Raw genomic sequence first — 21,110 nt, forward strand, 5'->3', positions numbered from 1 at the left:
GTTGGGTTCCGTTGATCAATCTAATGGATGCTGTGCCGATCTCAATGAGATTTGTCGTTGTTCGACAATACGCCGTCCTCGGACAGTCGCCCATAGACCAAGGCGATGTGGATGACGAAGGCATCACGCGACGTGGTCGGATCGAGCCCGATGGCATCGGTGATCTTCCGCAGCCGGTAGCGGACGGTGTTCGGGTGCACGGACAGCGCCTTGGCCGTGGCTTCGAGCGAGGACCCGAATTCGACATAGGCGCTCACGGTCTTCAGCAGCTGGCCCGTTCCCGAGGTCAGCGGCACGTAGTAGCGTTCGATGAGTTCGGTCAGAGCGATCTGGTCCCCGGACAGGGCGCGCTCGGGCAGAAGGTCATCGGCCTTGACCGGACGAGGGGAGTCCGGACGAGCGGTCGCCGCCTTGAGCGCCCGGATCGCCGCCTTCGCCGAGGTGGCCGCCTCGGCGAGGCCCGGCACTGCGGGTCCGACGATGACTTCGGAAGGGCCGAAGCAGTCCGAGAGGTCCTCGACGGCATCGTCGAGCTCGGTGACCCCGCCGAGGACGATGAGCAGGCGGTTGTCGTGGATGCCGACGAGCGCATCATCGGCCCACCGACTCGCCTTGCGGCGGATGCCGTCCAATCCCTTCTTCGCCGAGCGCTGCGGGGCACGGCCGACGATGACGCACACCGGGCCCTCGGACTGCCACCCGAAGGCCGCAGTGCGGCTGGCGAGCTCGTCGACGGAGTCGCCGCGGACGAGGGCGTCGACGACCATCGCCTCGAGTCGGGCGTCCCAGCTGCCTCGAGCCTCTGCGGCGCGGGCGTAGACATCGGCCGCGGCGAACGCGATCTCACGGGAGTAGACGAGGACGGCCTCACGCAGGGCCGGCTGTTCGACGGGGCGAGCGATGTCCGGGACGCGCTCCTCGACGACCTCGACGACGATCTTGAGCAGCTGCAGAGTCTGCTGCAGGCTGATGGCGCGGATGAGGTCGCGTGGCGCGGTCTTGAAGATGTCGGAGACCACGCGCAGATTCGTATCGGGTTTGCGATACCAGTCGACGAACGAGGAGATGCCCGATTGGGCGAGCAGTCCCACCCAGGAGCGGTCGGATGATGACATCGTGCGGTACCAGGGCAGCTGCGCCTCCAGCCGCTGCAGAGTCACCGACGACAGGACACCGACTCCGGCACGCAGTCTGCGGGCGGTTTCGGCGCGACGGCGCAGGGTCTCGGCATCAGACATCATGAGCACGAGTTTAGATGACTGAGGACAATCCGGTTGTCACCGACATACAAATATCCGGAAAAGATGACAAATATGGCCGGAGTCTTGGAGACTCCGGCCATATCAGCGCTCAGTGTGCGGGCGAGCTCAGGCACCTGCCCCTTCGGTCGAACCGGAGTTGCCGGCACGGACATCGTGGAGCTGGTACTTCTCAGCCGCCTCGGCGGCCTTGTCGGTCGAGATCTTTCCGGTGTCGGCCAACGAGATGAGCGCCTGCGTGACCACGGACGGACCGTCGACGAGGTAGTAGCGGCGTGCCGCGGGACGAGTATCCGAGATTCCGTAGCCGTCGGTTCCCAGCGAGGTGAAGTGGCTGGGCACGTACTGACGGATCTGGTCGGGAACGGCGCGCATATAGTCCGAGGTTGCGATGACCGGTCCTTCGGTCTCGGCCATCTTCTCGGTGACATACGGGATTCGCGGTTCGGACTGCGGGTTCTTCAGGCGCTCGTTCTCCGCGTCGAGCCCATCGCGGCGCAGCTCGGTCCACGAGGTCACCGACCACACATCGGCCGAGACGCCCCAGTCCTGATCGAGCAGCTCCTGAGCTTCGAGCACCCACGGCACACCGACGCCCGAGGCCATGAGCTGAACCTTCGGACCGCCGTTGTCGGGGCCCTTCTTCAGCAGGTAGAGGCCCTTGAGCACGCCGTCGACATCGAGGTCCTCCGGTTCGGCCGGCTGGACCATCGGCTCGTTGTACATCGTGATGTAGTAGAGCACGTCGGGGTCACGCTCATCGGCGGGATCGTACATCCGGTGGATGCCGTCCTTGACGATATGCGCGATCTCGTAGCTGTAGGCCGGATCGTAGGAGACCACCGACGGATAGGTCGAGGCGAGCACGTGCGAATGTCCGTCGCCGTGCTGGAGACCTTCGGCCACGAGGGTGGTGCGTCCCGCGGTGGCGCCGAGGACGAACCCGCGGGCCATCTGGTCGCCTGCTGCCCAGAAGAAGTCACCGGTGCGCTGGAAGCCGAACATCGAGTAGAAGATGTAGAACGGGATCATCGGCTCACCGTGTGTGGCGTACGAGGTGCCGACCGCGGTCAGCGCCGCGGTCGCTCCGGCCTCGTTGATGCCGACGTGGAGCAGCTGACCGTCCGTGGCCTCCTTGTAGGCGAGGAACAGGTCGCGGTCGACGGAGACGTAGTTCTGCCCGTGCGGATTGTAGATCTTCGCCGTCGGGAAGAACGAGTCCATGCCGAAAGTGCGGGCCTCGTCGGGGATGATCGGGACGATCCGGTGACCGAACTCCTTCTCCCGCATGAGGTCCTTGAGCACGCGCACGAAGCCCATCGTGGTGGCGATCTCCTGCTTGCCGGATCCGCGGCGCCCGGCCTGATAGGCCTTGTCCGACGGCAGCTTGAGATCGATATGAGTCGACCGACGCTCGGGGGAGTAGCCGCCGAGCGCCGCACGGCGCTCCTGCATGTACTTGATCTCGGGAGCGTCGACTCCCGGATGGTAGTACGGAGGCAGCTTCGGGTTGTCCTCGAGCTGCTTGTCCGAGATCGGGATCTGGAAGTGGTCACGGGCGAGCTTGAGATCGTCGACCGTGAGCTTCTTCATCTGGTGCGTGGCGTTGCGGGCCTCGAAGTGAGGTCCGAGCGAGTAGCCCTTGACTGTCTTGACGAGGATGACGGTCGGCTGACCGGTGTGCTCCATCGCGGCCTTGTAGGCTGCGAAGACCTTGCGGTAGTCGTGGCCGCCGCGCTTGAGGTTCCAGATCTGTTCGTCGCTGTAGTTCTCGACCATCGCCTTCGTCCGCGGGTCGCGGCCGAAGAAGTTGTCGCGCACGAACCCGCCGGACTCGCCCTTGTAGGTCTGGTAGTCGCCGTCGGGGGTGGCGTTCATCAGGTTGACGAGCGCGCCGTCGCGATCCTTGGCCAGCAGCGCGTCCCATTCGCGACCCCAGACGACCTTGATGACGTTCCAGCCGGCGCCGCGGAAGTAGGACTCGAGCTCCTGCATGATCTTGCCGTTGCCGCGGACGGGTCCGTCGAGACGCTGCAGGTTGCAGTTGATGACGAAGTTGAGGTTGTCGAGCTCTTCGAAGGCGGCGACGTGGAGCATGCCGCGGCTCTCGGGCTCATCGAGCTCGCCGTCACCGAGGAAGGCCCAGGTCTGCTGCTGTGAGGTGTCCTTGATCCCGCGGTTGTGCAGGTACTTGTCGAACTGCGCCTGCGCGATCGCGTTCATCGGTCCGAGCCCCATCGACACCGTCGGGTGCTCCCAGAAGTCGGGCAGCTGGTGCGGGTGGGGGTAGGACGGCAGACCCTGCGGCTTGCCGTCGATGAAGTGCGACTGCTGCTGGCGGAATCCGTCGAGCTGCTCGGCGCTCATCCGGCCTTCGAGGTAGGCGCGGGCGTACATGCCGGGGGAGGCATGGCCCTGGTAGAAGATGTGATCTCCGCCGCCGGGATGATCCTTGCCGCGGAAGAAGTGGTTGAGGCCGACTTCGTAGAGAGTCGCCGAGGAGGCATAGGTGGAGATGTGTCCGCCGACCTCGACACCGGGACGCTGGGCACGGTGGACGAGCATCGCCGCATTCCAGCGGTTCCAGCGGCGGTAGCGGCGTTCGACCTCTTCATCGCCGGGGAACCAAGGTTCGTTCTCCGGACCGATGGTGTTGACGTAGTCGGTGGCCGTGAGGCTGGGCACGCCGATCTGCTTCTGGCGCGAGCGCTCGAGCATGCGCAGCATGACATAGCGTGCTCGAGACCGACCGCCCTCGTCGATGAGGCCATCGAGGGAGGCCAGCCACTCAGCGGTCTCCTCCGGGTCGATGTCGGGCACCTGGCTGGGCAGCCCGTTGAGGATGGGTCCGCCCTGATTCCGATTGTCCACGATGTGGTCCTCTCTTCAGCTCCACGATCTTCTTTGGTGTAGAGACCGTGTCCATCGGATGGTGTGTGCTCCGCAGGTTGTCTGAGCCCAGAGGCCACCCGATACACCTGTCAGCCTAGTACGCGCAGCCGAACTTCGCGCTCCCGCGAAGTTGTGATCTCTCTGACGCACGTGCCCGGCGATGAGACATGGTCGCAGTCCGGTGCGCTGTTTGGGTGCTGTTTGAGTGCGCTTGCCGCGCGCGGACGCGCGGATAGTTTGCACCTTGGCCACTGTTGGCGGAACAATACAGGCATGAGCAACTCCGCTTCTGAAAGGACATCCTCCACTTCGACCCTCGCAAACGAGCTGGGACACAACCTCGGCTTGAACAAGGGCGACTATGTGCAAGAGGTCGGTTATGACGATGACGTCGATCAGGCACTCTGCGAGGCGATCGAGAACATCATCGGAGACAAGATCGCCGACGGCGAAGAGGATGATGTCTACGACGTGATCCTCATGTGGTGGCGGTCCGACGACGATGACCTCATCGACGGCCTCGTCGACGCCCAGACCACGTTGAAGGAGGGCGGAGTCGTGTGGCTGCTCAGCCCGAAGGCGAACCGCCCGGGACACATCAGTCCCGCAGACATCTCCGAAGCGGCTCCCACCGCCGGAATGCACGTGACCTCCACGGTCAGTGCCGCCGATGACTGGGCCGGATTTCGGCTCGTGGGCAAGAAGAACTATTCATGATCCTGCGGCCCGGTGACCGGGCCCCGGATCTCACCCTTCCCGATCATCTCGGATCGGTCATCACCCTCACCGAGGCTGCCCCGCACACTGCCCGCGTGCTCGCATTCGTTCCGTTCGCCTTCTCTCCGATCTGCGGAGACGAACTCGCCGCCCTCGACGGGTGGCAGGAGCGGATGCGGCAGGGCTCGCATGCGGTCGACGTCATCGTGGTGTCCACGGACTCCAAGTACACCTTGGCGGCGTGGGCGGCGCAGGCGAGCGCCGACGTCACTCTGGCCTCGGACTTCTGGCCCCACGGTGGAGCCGCACGTGCCTTCGGGGTCTTCGATGAGATCCACGGAGTCGCCGAACGAGGGGTCTTCGTCATCTCATCTGCGGGTACGATCGTGAGAGGCAGGCAGGTCGCCCGCACAGAGACTCGGGACTTCTCCGAGGATTTCGCTGCAGCGCTGTCCAGCCTCTGACAAACGACCCACCACCGAAGTGCCGATCGTCGGCACCTTCGGAGACTGCTGAGGAGGACACCTCATGGCCACGCTGTTCACGAAGATCATCAATGGAGAGGTCCCCGGCACCTTCGTCTATCAGGATGACAAATGCGTCGCATTCCTCGATGTCGCTCCAATGACCGAAGGCCATGTGATGGTCGTTCCCCGTGAGGAGATCTCCCATTGGATCGACGCCGATGCGGACCTTCTCGCTCATCTCACCGCGGTGGCGAAATCGATCGGCGAAGCACAGAAGCGAGCATTCGACTGCGACCGCATCGGCCTCCTCATCGTCGGCTACGAGGTTCCGCACCTGCACATCCACGTCCTGCCGACGACGTCGATGGATGACTTCGACATCTCTGACCGTGCTCCGATGCAGACTCCGGAACAGCTGGAGGCGCCTGCCGAGAAGATCCGACAGGCGCTCTCCGAACTGTCCTGAGCCAGTCGGCGCCGGATTCGGCCGGGTCAGAGACCGTGGGCCTCGAGCCAGCGGTCGAGCGAGTCTCTCACGAGCTCGGCGCCGACGGCTCCGCCGTAGTTGGCACCGAATCGAGGGTCGTCGACGTACATCTGGCCGAGACCGCGTACGTAGCCCGCGAGGTTTCCCTCGGGATCATTCGCTGGGGTGCCCGGAACCGCTCGCAGCCACTCGATATGGCGTTCGGCGAGTTCCTGGCAGCGGTCCGATTCGGGCCGTGCCCCATCCTCGGCGGCGGCGATCCAGTCCTCGGACAGAGAGCCGACGCGGGCCTTCCACTCCCGTTTCTCCTCGGGGGACTGCCTGGACCACCATTGGTCTCCCCGCCGGTAGGCGTCGGCACCCCAGCGCCTGGTCACTTCCTCTTCGTGTTGGCGATGGTCGAAGCCATCGAACATCTCTTCAGCCATGAGCGGCTCACCTGCTTTCAATCGTGTGATGGTCGCGGTGACGGCGGCGAGCTGTCGGTCGAGCCGTCTCTCTCGCGTCCGAGCGAGACCAGATGCTGTGACAGCGCTTCGACCGGATCGTCGCTCCGATCGAGCACCTCGGCGATCGTCGTCAATGACAGACCCAGCTCCTTGAGCAGCATGATGCGCTGGAGTCGCACCAGTGCCGCTTCGTCATAGCAGCGGTAGCCGTTGGCGGCGATCGAGGTCGGCGGCAGCAGACCGATGGCGTCGTAATGACGCAGAGTTCGGCTCGTCGTTCCCGTCAGCCGCGCGATTTCCTGAATGGACCAGTCCATGTTTGACAGCTTAGAAGTTGACGCAACGTCAAGGTCAAGGCCGGATTGATCGACACGAGGAGAAAGTTCTGACCCTGTCTCGGAACGCCGACTCAGGCAGCGTCGCGAATGGCGTCGAGTGCTATGAGCAGGTCTCGGGCGAGGTCGTCGACATGTTCGAGCGACCGACAGGCGGACGAGGCCGTCACCGGGTTTCGCGGTGGCCGCCACGGGCCGATGCGTGAGCGAGGCCGGGTGCTGGATGAGCGTATCGGCACCGCCGAGGGAGACCGCGTGCACGATGAGATCGCAGTGTTCGACGAAGGTCCTGGCCGCTTCGAACCCTCCGGCGAGTTCGATGGCGATCATCGCGCCGCCGCCGTGCATCTGCGAACCGACGAGCCCGCGCGGATCGGAGTCGGCGAGACCGGGGTAGTGGACGCGGGCGATCTCGGGGCGTGTCTGGAGGCGCCGGGCGAGTTCGCCTGCGGTGTCCTGGGCGGCGCGCATCCGCACTGCCAGCGTGCGCAGTCCGCGGTGCAGGAGATAGGCGCCCATCGGGTGCAGCAACCCTCCGGTGATGGCGCGGACCCGACGCAGACGCATCGTCCAGTCGCTGTTCGTCGCGATGATCCCGCCCATCGCGTCGCCATGACCGCCGAGGTACTTCGTGGCACTGTGCAGCACGAGAGCTGCCCCATGGTCGAGCGGACGCTGGAGCACTGGGGTGCAGAAGGTATTGTCGACCAGTACCGGCACGTCTCCTGCCGCTGCGACGACGGCGCCGATGTCCACGAGGTCGAGGCTCGGGTTGGCTGGAGTCTCGATGATGACGAGGCCGGTGTCCTCTCGGATCGCCGAGGCGATCTCATCTTCTTTCGCCCAGGTCACCGAGGTGCCGAGCAGTCCTGACTCGAGCAGGTGATCGCTTCCTCCGTAGAGTGGGCGAACGGCGACGATATGAGGAGTGCCAGCCTCGACCGCGGCGAGGAGCGCAGCGGTCATGGCTGCCATTCCAGTGGCGAAGGCGACGGCGGATTCGGCGTTCTCCAGTTCGGCGAGCGCGGACTCGAAGCGTGCCACACCGGGCTGCCAGAGCCGCTGGTAGACAGGAGAGTCCCCCTCTTTCAGAGCATGGCCTCCAGCGAGGCTCTCATAGGAATCTCCTCCCGTGCGGACATCGTTGACCGGGTTGGTGGTGGAGAGGTCGATTGCGGGAACGTGGACGCCTTCGTCTGCGAGACCGTCCATCCCGCCGTGGACCATTCGGGTCTCAGGGTGCATAGATGTCATAAGCGTATTCAATCCAGTTCTCCCGATGTACGCAACGAATGTGCAATGACCTGCAGGTATTCGATGCTCTCCAGGAGAATCTGCGATGAGGTATGGGAGACTGTGACTCATGTCGCAGAATGTCTCACTCGATGGCACCGATCTTCGCCTCCTGCAGGAGCTCAATGCCGATGCACGCGCATCGGGCGCGGTTCTGGCCGCGGCCGTCGGCATCTCGGAATCGACGGTGTCCCTGCGTCTCAAACGACTGAGATCGCTCGGTGTCATCCGCGGCTTCCATATCGACGTCGATCCGACGGCGTTGGGAGTCGGCCTGCAGGCGCTCATTTCGATTCGGTTGGCCAAGCATGATCGGACCGAGATCGACGCGTTCACTGCGGCCGCGCCGAAGTTCCCGGGGGTGGTGCGGATGTACCATATGGCCGGCGCCGACGACTACCTGCTCCACATCGTCGCCACAGACACCGCGGCCGTACAGTCCTTCGTCCTCGACTATCTCACTCGGTATCCTGCCGTGGCCCATACACGCACGAACCTCATCTATCGTGTCGAAGACGGCTCCGCTTGGATCCCCGAGGAATGATCCCAGAGGTGCCCTGAACTGCCATACTGTCCTCATGGCAGAGAACAAGACCCAGCCGACCGACGCCGATGTCGCCGTCTACCTCGATTCGGTGACTCCCGAGAAGCGCCGCGAGGACGGACTCGCCCTCGACTCGATCTTCCGTGAGGTCACCGGCGAAGAACCCGTGATGTGGGGTCCCTCGATCGTCGGCTACGGCCGCTATCACTATCGATCCCCGGTGAACCCGCGCAACCACGGCGAGTGGCCCGCGACAGGGTTCTCCCCTCGCAAAAGTCAACTCTCGCTGTACGGACTCAAGGACCTGCCCGAGGCGGCGAAGCTGCTCCCGGAACTCGGGAAGTACACAGAGGGTGCCGGCTGCGTCTATGTGCGTCGTTTGGAGAACATCGACGAGGCGGTGCTGCGCCGACTCATTGCCATCGCCGCGGCCCGTCCCGACGATCCGGAACCGGCCGACTGATCACAGGCACCGGTTGGAAGCCGATGGATGACTCCGGTTTGCTGATCACGGGTCCGTGATCAGCTGCGGGCAGTGATACTCAGCCCCTGTTTGCGCTGGTGGACAGAGAAGTACTGGAGTCCCGCCTCGGCGTCGGCGAGGAATCGGCGGCGGGACTTACGGGGCAGCCACACGAGCTGGCCGGGGGACAGGTCGATCGTTCCCGTTTCGGTCTCAAGGATGCCTGCACCGGCGAGGACGTGGATGAGGACGTCGAGTGACGGACCGGTATGTTCTCGGATCTCCCCGCCGGGGGCCAGGGCAATGACATTCGCGTCTAGGTCACGCCGCTGCGTCGGCAGCTGCCAGACGGATCCGGAGTCCTCGGCGGTATCGCTGAGTTCGGTGACGTCGAGGACGACGCGAGGGGCCGGTGTGCCGGCGCGACGGACGATGCGCACCCGAGCTTCACCCTCTGTGCTCTCCAACGGCTCCCAACCGACCGCACCGGCGAACTCGCGGACCATCTCCACACGCAGGCCTTCGGGTACGTGATCGTTGACGAGGATCAGGCCTGTGCCGACCTCGAGTTCCTCATACGCCTTGATGATGAGCGGATGCCGCTCCGGCTTCGGTATGTTCCGGACGTCGATGACGGGTTCGTCTGCCACAGCAATACCTCTCAGTCGCTTCGATGATTCCGCATCGAAACTATCACCACAGTGGGAAATCGCGATTACGCTGAGGAAGGAAGCAAGCCTCCGAGCTGTACACCACTGAGGAAGGAATTCACGATGACCGAACAGGCGTCGGCACAGAACCTGGAGCGTCTCAGCGCAGAGCTCCTGGAGAAGGCTCGCGGGGTACGCAGCGGGCGGGCCGCTAAGGGCGTGTTCACCGGAACCTATCTTCGGCAGGCCCTGCTCACGCTGCGAGCGGGTGCCGAGCTCGCAGAACATGATTCCCCACCGGAAGCGACGTTGCAGGTCGTGACAGGTCAGGTGCGGATGGTGACGGCCGATGAGACCTGGGAACTGAGCGCCGGAGAACTCATCGCCATTCCCCCTCAGAAGCACTCGGTGGAAGCCCTGACCGATGCGGCATTCCTGCTCACGATCCGTACGGAGATCGACAAGGGGTGATCGACTCCGGTCCCGGTATTCGACTCCGGAGCCGGTCTGCGACTCCGACCCCGCCTCGGCGGTTTTCGATTCAGCGCCAGCCCCGCCTCGGCGAGATTCGGGGCGAAATATGGAAAAGGCACCCCGTGCTCACGGGATGCCTTGACGGTGGGCCCAGAGGGACTCGAACCCCCGACCCTCTCGGTGTAAACGAGATGCTCTAGCCAACTGAGCTATAGGCCCCACCTGCGTCGTCGACGACTGCGACAGCGCTTGATCAGTATGCCATACCCGAGGGTGAGCAGCGAAACGGGAGCGCCGGCGTACACGGTGATGATCAGACCTGTGACCGGGAGGATCGCAGCAGCCGCGCCGCATTTGCTGCGAAGTTCTCTGCTGCATCGGCGGGGTCGACGTCGAAGAGTCTGCGGTTCTGTTCGACGGCCACGGAACCGAGAGTGAGCGTGAGGATTCCATGAGAGAGTTCGGCTCCCAGCCGATCGGTCGTCAACGCCTGCGGAGTGACATCCGTTGGGGCGATCGAATAGCCGAGCAGCACGATCTCGGCACCGTCACGGTATTTCAGCAGCACCTCGCGAAGTGACATCGCGGCAGCGAGCGGATCGACGGTGGCGGGACAGAGAGTATCGACTTCGGCCTTGAGGCTGCGCGAGATGAGGATGAGAAGAGACTGCTTGTCCTTGACGTGCCAGTACAGCGCAGAGGGCTGAACGTCGAGTTCACGGGCGAGTCGGCGCATGGACAGATCGCCGAGACCGTAACGCGAAAGGATGGTCAGGGCAGTGGTGGTGATGCTTTCGGCGGTCAGTGCCAATGAGACATACCTTTCATTCTTCCAAAGTGGCCGGTCCCGATTTTTCAGATCGCGTTCCCATCGCTATAGTAGTTCCTGGTCACGGGATATAGCGCAGCTTGGTAGCGCGCCTCGTTCGGGACGAGGAGGTCGTGGGTTCGAATCCCGCTATCCCGACCAAGGGAAAGTGCCGCATCATCGCTCAGGCGAGGATGCGGCACTTCTGCATTCACCGCCGGCTATCGTCGCGATGGGGGTGCACTGCACGAATGCAGCGCACCCCCATCTTCACGACTCGCGGTCAGGAGGGTGAGCCTGGCTTCCGGGAGCCGGCATCGGATCGATGGGCCGCCTCGGCGAAGTTCTCTGCGAGGAGATCGGGATCCGTGCCCCGCCACCGGGCGATCGCCTTCATCACCTGGTAGATGATGATCGCCGAGGCGGTGCCCAGGGCGATGCCTTCGAACTGCAGTCCGCCCGGGGTCCAGGTGAAGTTCGCGATGGCGACGATGAGTGAGACCGCGGCGGTGTTGAGGTTGATCGGGTTGGAGAAGTCGACCTTGTTCTCCACCCAGATGCGCACGCCGAGCATGCCGATCATTCCGTAGAGCACGGTTGCCGCGCCGCCGAGGACTCCGGGTGGGATCGTGGCGATGATTTCGCCGAACTTCGGCAGCATGCTGAGGATGAGGGCGATGATCGCCGCGCACAGGTAGGCGGCGGTGGAGAAGATGCGTGTGGCTGCCATGACGCCGATGTTCTCGGCATAGGTCGTCGTACCGGAACCGCCGCCGGATCCGGCGAGGATGGTGGAGAATCCGTCAGCGAAGAGCGTTCGGCCGGTGAGGTGGTCGAGGTCGCGGCCGGTCATCGCGGCGACCGACTTCACATGGCCGATGTTCTCGGCGATGAGGACGAGGACGACAGGTAGGAAGAGGCCGAGGTAACCGAGGTCGAAGGCCGGAGCATGGAACGCGGGCAGACCCACCCAGTCGGCTTCGGTGACGGTGGAGAAGTCGAGTTCGCCCTGCAGCCACGCCGCGCCATAACCGACCAGGACGCCGATGAGGATCGAGAGCCGGCCGAGCATACCGCGGAAGAGCACCGTGGTGAGTAGAATGGCGATGATCGTGATCACGGCCGTCAGGGGAGCGGCCTTGACCCAGTCCCAGGCGGCGGGGGCCAGGTTGAGGCCGATGAGTGCGACGATGGCACCGGTGACCACCGGCGGCATCGTCACCTCGATCCAGCGAACGCCGACGAAGTGGACGACGAGACCGACAAGTGCCAGGGTGACGCCCACGGAGATGATTCCGCCTTGGGCCAAGGCCATGGCGTGCGGTTCGAGGTCCTCTCCGGCTGTCGCCGAGAATCCCGTGACGGCGCCGATCGGGGCGAGCAGCCCGAAAGACGATCCGAGGTACGAGGGCATCATGCCCTTCGTGATGAGCAGGAAGAGCAGCGTGCCGATGGCGGTGAAGAACAGCGTCGTCGACGGCGGGAATCCGGTGAGCAGGGGAACGAGGAACGTCGCGCCGAACATCGCCACGACGTGTTGGGCGCCGATGCTGATGGTCCGCGGCCAGCTCAGACGCTCCTCGGGCAGAACCTTCTCACCGGGAGCGATCGTGCGGCCGTCTCCGTGCAGACGCCAGCCGCGACGACTGCCCGTTCCGTCGTGAGTGTCCGTCTGTTCCGAATCCGCCATAGTGCTCCTCGTTCCGTTCTTCCCGTTTGCGGGCCGTCGTCCGAGCGTCGGACAGCGGTCCGAGCCGGCGACAGAAGTCTATGCTCCCGCTCGCTATCTCGCCGAGTCCGCGATTGTCCTATGCGCTCGGTTCGGGTGTTCTCCCACTCCGATGCGGAGTCCGATACAGAGGAGAAAATCGCGGTTCTGATTGAACTACCTCGTCAATCTCAAATCGGGTATGTGTCCGGAGACCTGCACCTACTGCTCGCAGTCGCTGGGATCGAAGGCGGAGATCCTCAAATACTCGTGGTTGAGCACCGAGGAGGCCATGGATCAGGCAAGCATGGGCGTCGGCGGGGGAGCCTCGCGAGTCTGTCTCGTCGCCAGCGGTCGCGGTCCCAGCCGTCGGGACGTCGACCGCGTCGGTCAGATCGTCGGACGCCTCAAGGGCGAGAACCCGGAGGTCGAAGTCTGCGCATGCCTGGGCATCCTCAAGGAAGGGCAGGCCGAATCGCTCAAGGAAGCGGGAGCTGACGCCTACAGCCACAACATCAACACTGCCGAGTCCTTCCACGACAACATCGTCAAGACCCACACCTATGAGGACCGGACGAACACCGTCGAACTCGCCAAGACCGCCGGACTCTCACCGTGCAGCGGCCTCATCGTCGGACTCGGCGAAAGCGACGAGCAGATCATCGAAGCGCTCTTTGCGCTCAAGGCTCTCGACTCGGAATCAATCCCGATCAACTTCCTCGTCCCTTTCGACGGCACCCCGCTCGAGGGGCAGTGGAACCTCACCCCCATGCAGTGCATGAATATCGTCGCGACGGCACGATTCGTCTGCCCCGACCGTGAGATCCGACTTGCCGGCGGTCGAGAGATCCGCCTCAAGTCGCTGCAGCCGATGGCCCTGCACCTGGCGAACTCGATCTTCCTCGGCGACTATCTCACCGCTGAAGGTCAAGCCGCCGCCGATGACCTCGCCATGATCCGCGACAACGGAATCACCATCCTCGGCCAGGAAGAGAAGACGGCCGGTACCTGCTGTTCGGATGCTCAGACCACCGCCGAGGCGGCCGACCACACCGATCCCGTCATCCGCCGACGCGGCGCAGGCACCGTCGCATCCGCCAATGCCTGAGAGTTCTCCGTTCAGGACCGGCGCAGGCTGCGCTTGAGGATCTTCCCAGCCGAGTTCTTCGGCAGTTCGGCCACGAACTCCACTTTCTTAGGCACCTTGAACCCCGCCAGACGAGATTTGACGTGGACGATGACATCCTCGGCGGACAAGGGAGGCTGGCCCTCCTTGAGGACGACGAAGGCGGCGACCGCCTCGATCCACTTCTCGTCGGCAATGCCGACCACGGCCACCTCGGCGACCTGGGGCAGATCGAAGATCGCATCCTCGACCTGACGGCTGGCGACCAGGACACCACCGGTGTTGATGACGTCCTTGACCCGGTCGACGACTTCGATGAAGCCGTCCTCGTCCACTTTGACGAGGTCGCCGGAATGGAACCAGCCGTTGTCGAAGGCTTCAGCGGTGGCTTCCGGACGATTCCAATAGCCTTCGCACAGCTGCGGCGACCGGTAGAGAATCTCGCCTTCCTCTCCGGGACCGACATCGACGCCGCCGGCGTCGACGACTCGGGCCTCGACGAACATGACCGGCCGTCCGGCCGAACCCGGGTGGCCATCGTGCTCCTCGGGACGCAGGACTGCGCACAGAGGGCCGAGCTCCGACTGGCCGAAGCAGTTATAGAAACCGAGCTGCGGGAGCCGCTGGCGCAGACGCTCGAGAATCGGTCCCGGCATGATCGAAGCTCCGTAGTAGGCCTTGCGGAGGCTGTCGAGGTTGCGGGTGTCGAGGTCGGGGCTGTTGGCCAGAGCCACCCAGACGGTGGGGGCTGCGAAGAACGAATTGATCTCGCGTTCTTCGAACAGCGCCAGCAGCTGATCGGGAACAGGGGCGGGGACGATGATGTTGTGCGCGCCGATCGACAGCAGCGGAAGCAGGAAGACGTGCATCTGCGCCGAGTGATAGAGCGGTAAGGCATGGACGGCACGATCCGTGGCTGCGAAGTCGAGCGACATCAGCGACGACAGGTACTCGTGGATAAGAGCACGATGAGTCATCACAGCTCCCTTGGGCGCCGAGGTGGTGCCGGAAGTGTAGAGGAGCTGCGCTACGTCCGTATCAGAGACGGAGAACTCTGCGGTGCCTGCCGGTGCGATCGAATCCGAGGTGGCGACCGGAACGAGGTCGGCGAAGTCGAACACCTGCGCGGCCGCACCGGCCGGAGTCTCGGTGACAGCGGACATGAGGTCGGCATCGGCGAAGACGATCTTCGCACCGGAATTGCTGAGAATGTAGTCGAGCTCGTCGTTCTTCAGCTGATAGTTGACCGGCACATGGATGAACCCGGCCCGCGCGCAGCCGAGGTAGAGGAGGACGAAGAGGTCCGAGTTCTTTCCGTAGGCGGCGACCCGGTCGCCTTTCGTCACACCCAGGCGGACGAGTTTTCGGGCCACCGCTGTCACGGCAGAGTCGAGTTCTGCATAGGACCAGGTCCGGTCGGCGAATTCGATGGCCGTATCGGTGGTGAATCGGCCGGCGCTGCGACGGATGAGGTCGGAGACCGTGGACGAATTTCCGATGGCGGGGGATTCGGAGGAGTCGTGTGTAGTTGTCATGATCCAAATATATGAGCCAGATCACGTTCCTCGAAAATCGTCCGCCGATCTCTTCATCGTGTTCCGTCTGATTCCAGGGACCACTGGCCAGGCCATGTTCCCCGGTCCCGATGTAATAGTGTGGAGGCATGAGACATCCGAGGGTGAGTGACTGCGTTGAGGTCTTCGACTCCCTGTGGCCACCGGCCTTGGCCGAGTCGTGGGATTCCGTGGGATTGGCCGTGGGTGACCCGGACAGCGAGGTCCGATCGATCCTCCTGGCTCTCGATCCGATGGACGCCGTGATCGCCGAGGCCGTCGTCCTCGGCGCGGACCTCGTGTTCAACCATCATCCGCTCATGCTCAAACCGGTGAAGTCGGTGAACACCGCCACGCTGAAGGGCGGCGCCGTGCACACCCTCATCAGCAACGATATTGCGCTGTTCAATGCGCATACGAACGCTGATTCGGCCCGAGGCGGAGTCTCCGATGTGCTCATCTCATTCCTGGGCATCAAGGACGCGCAGCCCCTCGCCGCTCACAGCACCCCCGCCGAGTCGGGCATCGATTCGCTGCCGACGGGAATCGGTCGCGTCGGCGATCTCGACGAACCCACCCCCGTCCGCGACCTCGCCAGACGGCTGTCGTCACAGCTGCCGCGCACCACGACCGGTGTGCGCATCGCCGGTGACCCCGCAGCGACGGTCACTCGCGTGGCGGTCTGCGGCGGCGCCGGCGACTCACTGTTCGACGAGGTCCGGGCCAGCGGCGCCGACGTCTATGTGACCGCCGACCTGCGTCACCACCCGGCCACCGAGGTGCTCGACACGGCGAATCGCCGGGAAAGCGGGCTCTCGCTCATCGACGTCTCCCACTGGGCGTCGGAGACGGTCTGGCTCAATGCAGCGGCCGAAGCGCTCGAGACGGAATTCGCCCGGCGCGGATTCACCGTCTCGCTGCAGCACTCGGCGGTCAACACCGACCCCTGGGTCGAACGATACTGACAAGGAGACCGACGATGCTCATCACGGACAGCCAGAGAACAGCGCTGCAGACTCTCATCGAACTCACTGCCAACGGGCGCGCACTGCGGTTCGAACATGACAATCCGAAGCGAGCGGAAGAGCTGCGGGAGCTCGTCGCCCGCCACAAGGAACTCGGTGAGAAGCGCACCGCTGCCGCTGCCGTCGTCGACGGCCACCAGCAGGCAATATCCGAAGCCACCAGTCTCATCGAGGCGCAGCGGTCGAAGATCGAGAAGAAGACCGCCGAGCTCAACGACGGAACCGGCCTGACGAGCAGAGACATGGTGAATCTGCAGGAGGAGATCGCCGGTCACGAAGCTCGGGTCTCCGAACTCGAAGAATCGCAGCTGGAGGAGATGGAGAAGCTCGAAGCCGCCGAGGACGACCTCGGCGCCGTCGATGACCGAATCGCCGAAGTCACATCCTCCGGCAAAGAGGTGCAGACCGCAGTGAAAGATCGGAAGGCGGAGCTGCAGGAGCTCATCGCCGAGAACGAATCCGCGGCTGAAGGCCCGAGAAGCGAAATGCCGCAGCAGCTGCTCACGACATTCGATGCCAACGTTCGGCAAGGAGGTCCCGGAGCTGCACTCCTCAACGGACCGAACTGTCAGGCCTGCGGTCAGGAGATCGGCGGCGCAGTCTGGCACGGAATGCTCGGCGCCGATGTCAACGAAACCTATGAGTGCGAGGAATGCGAAGCGGTGCTGCTGCGTCGCAGCTGAGCCCCGCTGAGGAGACCCGTCGACCCCGTCGGACGCGGGTCAGTCCCGGAGGACGATCATGAGGTTTGCCGGCTTCGACTTCGTCGCTCCGGCGAATTCGACCTCGTAGAACTCTTCGGCACGAGCTGCCAGCTCCTCCACGGTCTCCGGCAGAGCACGGTCATCGGAGAGCAGTCGACCGGCGAACTCGCCTCGGTAGAACTTCGCCCAGTGGGACACGACTCGCCGCTTCCCACTGCTGACGGACACCGCGCCCATGGTCACGACCTGATCGGTGGGACCCGGCCACACGGACCGGTAGTCGCTCGAACGGCAGTCGAGGGCCACCTCGGCGGGATCAAGTGAACAGGACTTCGCCAGGATCGGCTTCCAATAGGAGGTCAGCTTTCCCAGGGTCCCCAGATCGGTCTTCATCGCCAACCGGTAGGCGGGGATGTCATCGAGCCCGTGCACCCGGCCGAATAGGGCGGAGAAGATGTGAACATCGTGGAGGCGATCGCGCAGCTGCGCGTCATCATCCGACTGCGCCACAAGAACTCTAGCGCCCATCGCCTCGTAGAGGACGCCGGAATAGGTGAGCAGAGCCGGAGCGCAGGGGATCTCATCGAGCACCGTGTTGCGTTCGACATCCTCGGTGAGTGACGCCCCGACTCCGAGCTGTTCGAGGGCATCCCGACGCTTCGACACCTTTTTGAGGGCGGCCAGGACACGTCTGCGCTTCGTGGTGAGTTTCGGAGCCGAGAGACTGTCGAGGTCGAGCGTGGGGCCGGATGACGACGGAGTCTTGCCCTCGGAGGGCGGCAGCAGGATCTTCACCACCCCATCGTATGATCCGGAACTGACCCGGCCGGGACCGGGGGCAGATGAAATCGATCACGTTCATCCCCGGGACCCAGGGCACCCGGGATCTGCGTGCATGGGGGAGTGGTCGAGCGACTACACTGGGATGCTTGAGGACAGGTCACCAGACGGTCGCGGCTCTCATTGCGAGGGCTGAGGAACGTCCGGGCTCCACAGAGCAGGGATGGTGGGTAACACCCACCCGGGGCGACCCGCGGGCCAGTGCAACAGAAAGCAGACCGCCCAGTTCCGACTGGGTAAGGGTGAAACGGTGGTGTAAGAGACCACCAGGGCGGCGGGTGACCGTCGCCGCTGGGTAAACCCCATCCGGAGCAAGATCAGACAGACGACGTTCGAGGCTGCTCGCCGAGTCGTCGGGTGGATTGCTTGAGGCCGGTGGCAACATCGGTCCCAGATAGATGACCGTCAGGCGAGAAGGGCGACCGACTCGTCGACAGAACCCGGCTTATCGGTGGCCTGTCCTCACTCTCAGCTTCCGTCGGCGTGCCTTCGTCGGCGGCATCTGCTGCCCCTTCGTCGATTCCCGACGAGGTTCTTCACAGCGTCAGGACGGACTGCGTCGGACCTTCGCTTTGCCGTCGTTGAGCGCGATCATCGCAGCTCCCACGATTCCGGCGTTGTTGTACAGCTTCGCCGGCTTGAGCTTCGCTCGCGTCTTGATCAGCGGCAGGAACTCGTCATGGGACTTCGAGACTCCGCCGCCGACGATGATGATGTCGGGGGCGACGAGGAGTTCGATCTGCGAATAGTACTGCTGCAGCCGAGCCGCCCAATCGGGATAGGTCAGTCCCAGTCGGGTTCTCACCGATTCTGCGGCCTGCGTCTCAGCATCGGCGCCGTTCATCTCGATATGGCCGAGTTCGGTGTAGGGGACCAGCCGGCCCTGAGTGAACAGGGCGGTTCCGATTCCCGTGCCCAGCGTCGTCAGCAGAACGGTCTTCTTGCGGTGCTTGCGACCGGCGCCGAAGGCCATCTCCGCCAGTCCGGCGGCATCAGCGTCGTTGAGGAAGTACACGGTGCGGCCCGTGCCCTGTCCGATGATCTCGGCGATGGGCGAACCGATCCAGCTCTGATCGAGATTCGCCGTGTACTCGACACGCCCTTCGCGGATGACACCGGGGAAGCCGCAGCCGACAGGCAGGGAGTCGAGGGTAGCGCGGTCGCTGACGAGTTCGAGTTCGACGGCGCGCTCGCTCAGTGCATCCAGCAGGTTGGCGATCGTGGCGGCCACGGCATCCGGTGTGCTCGGCTTCGGGGTGAGTTCGCGCAGTCGTTTGAACGGCAGCTTGCCCGTCGCCGTGTCGACGAGTGCCGCTTTGATTCCGGTGCCGCCGATATCGATTCCGATCGCGAAGCGCGGGGAGGTCTCGCCGTTCATCTCATCACTCCTCGTGTGCGGGTCCCGCGGCGATCGCGGTGTCGGCATCGGGCAGGGTCAGGATATCGGCACCGGACTCGGTCACCACCATTGTGTGCTCGAACTGTGCGGAGCGTCGGCGATCTTTCGTCACCACGGTCCAGGAATCGTCCCAGACGTCCCAGTCGATCGTGCCGAGGTTGAGCATCGGCTCGATCGTGAAGATCATGCCCGGCTCCATCGTCTCGGCGTGGGCGGGAGCGGCGTCGTAGTGCGGGATGATGAGGCCAGAGTGGAACTCACGTCCGACCCCGTGGCCGCTGTAGTCGCGCACGACACCGTAGTCGAAGCGCTTCGCATACTTCTCGATCACTCGTCCGATCACGTTGATCTGCCGGCCCGGTTTGACGGCTTTGATTCCGCGCATCATCGACTCGTAGGTGCGTTCGATGAGCAGGCGGGACTCCTCGTCGACGTCTCCGACGGTGAACGTGTAGTTCGTGTCCCCGTGCATGCCCTGGTAGTAGGCGGTGATATCGACGTTGACGATGTCGCCGTCTTCGATGACGGTCGAATCGGGGATGCCGTGGCAGATCACCTCGTTGACGGAGGTGCACACGGATTTCGGGAACCCGCGGTAGCTCAACGTCGACGGGTAGGCTCCGTGATCGCACATGAACTCATGCGCCACCTTGTCGATGTCATCGGTCGTGATGCCCGGGACGATCATCTCGCCGACGGCGGCCAGGGCGTTGGCCGCGATCCGACCGGCCGCACGGACCGTCTCGACCTCCTCGGCGCTGTAGAAATTGTTTCCGCGGCCCTCATCGGCGTCGGCGCGGCCGACGTACTCGGGGCGGGGGATGTCCTTCGGCACACCGCGTTCGGGCGAGATGGTGCCGGGCGTGAGCAGGCGAGTGTGAACAGTCATGATGGTGTCGATCCTATGCTGGAAACGCGGCTTTGTCCCGCCGCCTGCGCGCCTGTCGGTGCCGCAGCGAGGGCCGAATGGAGTCTAGAATCGGTACCAGCCGTGTCAAGGGAACGGGAGGCAGATTGAGCGACGACACGACATCGGCGGGCCACGAGTTCGCCGGCCTGGGCGAAGTGGTGAGCCTGACGAGCGCACCGCAGCAGATCGCCGATCACATCCTCTCCGGAATCGCTGTAGGAGCGCTGCCCGAAGGCACCCTGCTGCCGGGAGAACGCACCTTGGCCGCGGATCTGCAGGTGTCCCGCTCGAGCGTGCGGGCAGCCCTGCTGCGGCTCGAGCGCCTCGGTGTCGTAGAACGCCGTCGCGGCCGTGGGGGAGGGACGTTCGTCAAGACCGCCCGCCCCGAGGCGCTGGCGCCCATGGCCGGCCGAATCGACGAATTCCACGCCGAACGACGCAACCTCCTCGATGCCCGTGCCGTCTTCCAGAATTCCCTGGCCGCGACCGCGGCGCGCAGACGCACCGAGGATGAGCTGAGCGAGCTCCGGGAGCTGGCCGAAGTCTATTCCCAGCGCGCCGAGGCGGCCGCCGCCCGCACCGCGGATGCGCAGTTCCATTTCGCCATCGCCCGTGCCGGGCACAACCCGGAGCTCGTGCGCATGGCCATCGACCTCGATACGAAGATCAACGCCGGTTTCCGTCACGACCCGTTCTCCGCTGAGCTCTTCGACCATGCCGTCGACGACCACGCCGCGATCGTCGAAGCGATCGCCGCCGGCGACGCCGCAGAGGCCGGCCGACTGTGCGAGGAGCACTTCAGGTACACGACCATCGTCCCCCGCCCCTGACACCTTCCCTTATTACTACCTGACGGCGGCCCAGATACCTCGCGCGAGGTTGCTGAGCTGTGTTGTCTCATTACGTTGCTGACAACCTGACTCATTACGTTGCTGACAGTATGTCTCAATACGTTGTTGACACACTTCGGGCCATGCCTGAAGCCCTCTCACTAGCCAAACGCCGCG

The 21,110-nt window shown here is 64.1% G+C and carries 21 protein-coding genes, 2 tRNA genes, 1 other RNA gene and 1 pseudogene; 12 read left to right on the forward strand and 13 right to left on the reverse strand.

Annotated features, from left to right (window positions below):
* Nucleotides 1-41 precede the first annotated feature (41 nt).
* Both AC2W7L_RS13300 and aceE read right to left on the reverse strand, forming a co-directional pair.
* Nucleotides 42-1,241, reverse strand: coding sequence for a PucR family transcriptional regulator (locus AC2W7L_RS13300; RefSeq protein ID WP_101554016.1), 1,200 nt, complete (start codon nt 1,239-1,241; stop codon nt 42-44).
* A gap of 126 nt (nt 1,242-1,367) precedes the next feature.
* On the reverse strand, nt 1,368-4,130 hold the full coding sequence (gene aceE / locus AC2W7L_RS13305; RefSeq protein WP_486004836.1) for a pyruvate dehydrogenase (acetyl-transferring), homodimeric type: 2,763 nt from the start codon (nt 4,128-4,130) through the stop codon (nt 1,368-1,370).
* A 294-nt stretch (nt 4,131-4,424) separates the two neighbouring features.
* Between aceE and AC2W7L_RS13310 the strand changes: the two genes are divergently transcribed.
* The 3 genes from AC2W7L_RS13310 to AC2W7L_RS13320 all read left to right on the forward strand — a co-directional run bounded on the left by AC2W7L_RS13310 (nt 4,425) and on the right by AC2W7L_RS13320 (nt 5,801).
* Nucleotides 4,425-4,868, forward strand: a complete 444-nt coding sequence (locus tag AC2W7L_RS13310) for a DUF3052 domain-containing protein (protein ID WP_025780561.1) — start codon at nt 4,425-4,427, stop codon at nt 4,866-4,868.
* Entirely contained in the window at nt 4,865-5,332 is a 468-nt protein-coding gene (locus AC2W7L_RS13315) for a redoxin domain-containing protein (RefSeq protein ID WP_486004837.1), read from the forward strand. Before AC2W7L_RS13310 ends, AC2W7L_RS13315 begins: the two co-directional genes overlap by 4 nt.
* Before the next feature lie 64 nt (nt 5,333-5,396).
* On the forward strand, nt 5,397-5,801 hold the full coding sequence (locus AC2W7L_RS13320; protein WP_167196034.1) for an HIT family protein: 405 nt from the start codon (nt 5,397-5,399) through the stop codon (nt 5,799-5,801).
* Between the two features lie 26 nt (nt 5,802-5,827).
* On the opposite strand, the gene AC2W7L_RS13325 is transcribed toward AC2W7L_RS13320, so the two are convergent.
* The 3 genes and pseudogenes from AC2W7L_RS13325 to AC2W7L_RS13335 all read right to left on the reverse strand — a co-directional run bounded on the left by AC2W7L_RS13325 (nt 5,828) and on the right by AC2W7L_RS13335 (nt 7,860).
* Nucleotides 5,828-6,250: a TipAS antibiotic-recognition domain-containing protein gene (locus AC2W7L_RS13325; RefSeq protein ID WP_486004838.1), complete on the reverse strand. Its 423-nt coding sequence runs from the start codon at nt 6,248-6,250 to the stop codon at nt 5,828-5,830.
* A 17-nt stretch (nt 6,251-6,267) separates the two neighbouring features.
* Nucleotides 6,268-6,588 carry a MerR family transcriptional regulator gene (locus AC2W7L_RS13330; protein ID WP_486004839.1) on the reverse strand — a complete coding sequence of 107 codons (321 nt, stop codon included), beginning with the start codon at nt 6,586-6,588 and terminating at the stop codon, nt 6,268-6,270.
* A 92-nt stretch (nt 6,589-6,680) separates the two neighbouring features.
* Nucleotides 6,681-7,860 (reverse strand): annotated as a pseudogene (locus tag AC2W7L_RS13335) (trans-sulfuration enzyme family protein).
* Nucleotides 7,861-7,969: 109 nt separating this feature from the next.
* On the opposite strand from AC2W7L_RS13335, the gene AC2W7L_RS13340 reads away from it, so the two are divergent.
* Both AC2W7L_RS13340 and AC2W7L_RS13345 read left to right on the forward strand, forming a co-directional pair.
* On the forward strand, nt 7,970-8,443 hold the full coding sequence (locus tag AC2W7L_RS13340; protein WP_101554022.1) for an Lrp/AsnC family transcriptional regulator: 474 nt from the start codon (nt 7,970-7,972) through the stop codon (nt 8,441-8,443).
* 34 nt (nt 8,444-8,477) lie between these two features.
* A complete protein-coding gene (locus tag AC2W7L_RS13345) occupies nt 8,478-8,906 on the forward strand; it encodes a DUF1801 domain-containing protein (protein ID WP_486004840.1) in 429 nt (142 codons plus the stop codon).
* A 59-nt stretch (nt 8,907-8,965) separates the two neighbouring features.
* Here AC2W7L_RS13345 and AC2W7L_RS13350 read toward each other — a convergent pair whose 3' ends face one another.
* Nucleotides 8,966-9,556 (reverse strand): DUF2249 domain-containing protein, encoded by a 591-nt coding sequence (locus AC2W7L_RS13350; protein ID WP_486004841.1) that lies wholly within the window; start codon nt 9,554-9,556, stop codon nt 8,966-8,968.
* A 123-nt stretch (nt 9,557-9,679) separates the two neighbouring features.
* On the opposite strand from AC2W7L_RS13350, the gene AC2W7L_RS13355 reads away from it, so the two are divergent.
* On the forward strand, nt 9,680-10,027 hold the full coding sequence (locus AC2W7L_RS13355; protein WP_486004842.1) for a cupin domain-containing protein: 348 nt from the start codon (nt 9,680-9,682) through the stop codon (nt 10,025-10,027).
* Between the two features lie 148 nt (nt 10,028-10,175).
* Here the strand turns inward: AC2W7L_RS13355 and AC2W7L_RS13360 are convergent.
* Nucleotides 10,176-10,249: transfer RNA gene (locus AC2W7L_RS13360), tRNA-Val, on the reverse strand.
* Between the two features lie 94 nt (nt 10,250-10,343).
* On the reverse strand, nt 10,344-10,841 hold the full coding sequence (locus AC2W7L_RS13365; RefSeq protein WP_101554024.1) for a TetR family transcriptional regulator: 498 nt from the start codon (nt 10,839-10,841) through the stop codon (nt 10,344-10,346).
* 82 nt (nt 10,842-10,923) lie between these two features.
* Here AC2W7L_RS13365 and AC2W7L_RS13370 point away from each other — a divergent pair.
* Nucleotides 10,924-11,000, forward strand: a tRNA-Pro gene (locus tag AC2W7L_RS13370).
* A 121-nt stretch (nt 11,001-11,121) separates the two neighbouring features.
* On the opposite strand, the gene AC2W7L_RS13375 is transcribed toward AC2W7L_RS13370, so the two are convergent.
* Nucleotides 11,122-12,528, reverse strand: a complete 1,407-nt coding sequence (locus tag AC2W7L_RS13375; RefSeq protein ID WP_486004843.1) for a uracil-xanthine permease family protein — start codon at nt 12,526-12,528, stop codon at nt 11,122-11,124.
* A gap of 220 nt (nt 12,529-12,748) precedes the next feature.
* Here AC2W7L_RS13375 and bioB point away from each other — a divergent pair, with 220 nt between their 5' ends.
* On the forward strand, nt 12,749-13,654 hold the full coding sequence (gene bioB / locus AC2W7L_RS13380) for a biotin synthase BioB (RefSeq protein ID WP_486004852.1): 906 nt from the start codon (nt 12,749-12,751) through the stop codon (nt 13,652-13,654).
* Between the two features lie 11 nt (nt 13,655-13,665).
* Here bioB and AC2W7L_RS13385 read toward each other — a convergent pair whose 3' ends face one another.
* Entirely contained in the window at nt 13,666-15,207 is a 1,542-nt protein-coding gene (locus AC2W7L_RS13385; RefSeq protein ID WP_486004844.1) for a fatty acyl-CoA synthetase, read from the reverse strand.
* A gap of 128 nt (nt 15,208-15,335) precedes the next feature.
* On the opposite strand from AC2W7L_RS13385, the gene AC2W7L_RS13390 reads away from it, so the two are divergent.
* Nucleotides 15,336-16,190, forward strand: a complete 855-nt coding sequence (locus tag AC2W7L_RS13390) for a Nif3-like dinuclear metal center hexameric protein (RefSeq protein WP_486004845.1) — start codon at nt 15,336-15,338, stop codon at nt 16,188-16,190.
* Between the two features lie 14 nt (nt 16,191-16,204).
* Nucleotides 16,205-16,933: a zinc ribbon domain-containing protein gene (locus AC2W7L_RS13395; protein ID WP_486004846.1), complete on the forward strand. Its 729-nt coding sequence runs from the start codon at nt 16,205-16,207 to the stop codon at nt 16,931-16,933.
* Nucleotides 16,934-16,972: 39 nt separating this feature from the next.
* Here the strand turns inward: AC2W7L_RS13395 and AC2W7L_RS13400 are convergent, their stop codons facing one another.
* Nucleotides 16,973-17,749 carry a YaaA family protein gene (locus tag AC2W7L_RS13400; RefSeq protein ID WP_486004847.1) on the reverse strand — a complete coding sequence of 259 codons (777 nt, stop codon included), beginning with the start codon at nt 17,747-17,749 and terminating at the stop codon, nt 16,973-16,975.
* A gap of 140 nt (nt 17,750-17,889) precedes the next feature.
* Here AC2W7L_RS13400 and rnpB point away from each other — a divergent pair.
* Nucleotides 17,890-18,258: RNase P RNA component class A (gene rnpB, locus AC2W7L_RS13405), an RNA gene on the forward strand.
* Nucleotides 18,259-18,338: 80 nt separating this feature from the next.
* Here the strand turns inward: rnpB and ppgK are convergent.
* Nucleotides 18,339-19,172, reverse strand: coding sequence for a polyphosphate--glucose phosphotransferase (gene ppgK, locus AC2W7L_RS13410; protein WP_486004848.1), 834 nt, complete (start codon nt 19,170-19,172; stop codon nt 18,339-18,341).
* Nucleotides 19,173-19,176: 4 nt separating this feature from the next.
* On the reverse strand, nt 19,177-20,082 hold the full coding sequence (gene map, locus AC2W7L_RS13415; RefSeq protein ID WP_486004849.1) for a type I methionyl aminopeptidase: 906 nt from the start codon (nt 20,080-20,082) through the stop codon (nt 19,177-19,179).
* Nucleotides 20,083-20,207: 125 nt separating this feature from the next.
* Here map and AC2W7L_RS13420 point away from each other — a divergent pair, with 125 nt between their 5' ends.
* On the forward strand, nt 20,208-20,933 hold the full coding sequence (locus AC2W7L_RS13420; RefSeq protein WP_167196071.1) for a FadR/GntR family transcriptional regulator: 726 nt from the start codon (nt 20,208-20,210) through the stop codon (nt 20,931-20,933).
* The last annotated feature ends 177 nt before the right edge of the window (nt 20,934-21,110 follow it).

This window comes from Brevibacterium sp. LAARM3_SD1, from assembly GCF_057364765.1.

What these genes read in the sequence shown, in the direction of transcription:
- AC2W7L_RS13340 (WP_101554022.1), top strand. Translation starts at nt 7,970, where the DNA reads ATGTCGCAGAATGTCTCACTCGATGGCACCGATCTTCGCCTCCTGCAG.
- AC2W7L_RS13395 (WP_486004846.1), top strand. Translation starts at nt 16,205, where the DNA reads ATGCTCATCACGGACAGCCAGAGAACAGCGCTGCAGACTCTCATCGAA.
- AC2W7L_RS13385 (WP_486004844.1), bottom strand. Translation starts at nt 15,207, where the DNA reads ATGACAACTACACACGACTCCTCCGAATCCCCCGCCATCGGAAATTCG.
- AC2W7L_RS13330 (WP_486004839.1), bottom strand. Translation starts at nt 6,588, where the DNA reads ATGGACTGGTCCATTCAGGAAATCGCGCGGCTGACGGGAACGACGAGC.
- AC2W7L_RS13390 (WP_486004845.1), top strand. Translation starts at nt 15,336, where the DNA reads ATGAGACATCCGAGGGTGAGTGACTGCGTTGAGGTCTTCGACTCCCTG.
- AC2W7L_RS13310 (WP_025780561.1), top strand. Translation starts at nt 4,425, where the DNA reads ATGAGCAACTCCGCTTCTGAAAGGACATCCTCCACTTCGACCCTCGCA.
- AC2W7L_RS13345 (WP_486004840.1), top strand. Translation starts at nt 8,478, where the DNA reads ATGGCAGAGAACAAGACCCAGCCGACCGACGCCGATGTCGCCGTCTAC.
- AC2W7L_RS13320 (WP_167196034.1), top strand. Translation starts at nt 5,397, where the DNA reads ATGGCCACGCTGTTCACGAAGATCATCAATGGAGAGGTCCCCGGCACC.
- AC2W7L_RS13375 (WP_486004843.1), bottom strand. Translation starts at nt 12,528, where the DNA reads ATGGCGGATTCGGAACAGACGGACACTCACGACGGAACGGGCAGTCGT.
- map (WP_486004849.1), bottom strand. Translation starts at nt 20,082, where the DNA reads ATGACTGTTCACACTCGCCTGCTCACGCCCGGCACCATCTCGCCCGAA.
- AC2W7L_RS13325 (WP_486004838.1), bottom strand. Translation starts at nt 6,250, where the DNA reads ATGGCTGAAGAGATGTTCGATGGCTTCGACCATCGCCAACACGAAGAG.
- AC2W7L_RS13300 (WP_101554016.1), bottom strand. Translation starts at nt 1,241, where the DNA reads ATGATGTCTGATGCCGAGACCCTGCGCCGTCGCGCCGAAACCGCCCGC.
- AC2W7L_RS13315 (WP_486004837.1), top strand. Translation starts at nt 4,865, where the DNA reads ATGATCCTGCGGCCCGGTGACCGGGCCCCGGATCTCACCCTTCCCGAT.
- AC2W7L_RS13355 (WP_486004842.1), top strand. Translation starts at nt 9,680, where the DNA reads ATGACCGAACAGGCGTCGGCACAGAACCTGGAGCGTCTCAGCGCAGAG.
- ppgK (WP_486004848.1), bottom strand. Translation starts at nt 19,172, where the DNA reads ATGAACGGCGAGACCTCCCCGCGCTTCGCGATCGGAATCGATATCGGC.
- bioB (WP_486004852.1), top strand. Translation starts at nt 12,749, where the DNA reads ATGTGTCCGGAGACCTGCACCTACTGCTCGCAGTCGCTGGGATCGAAG.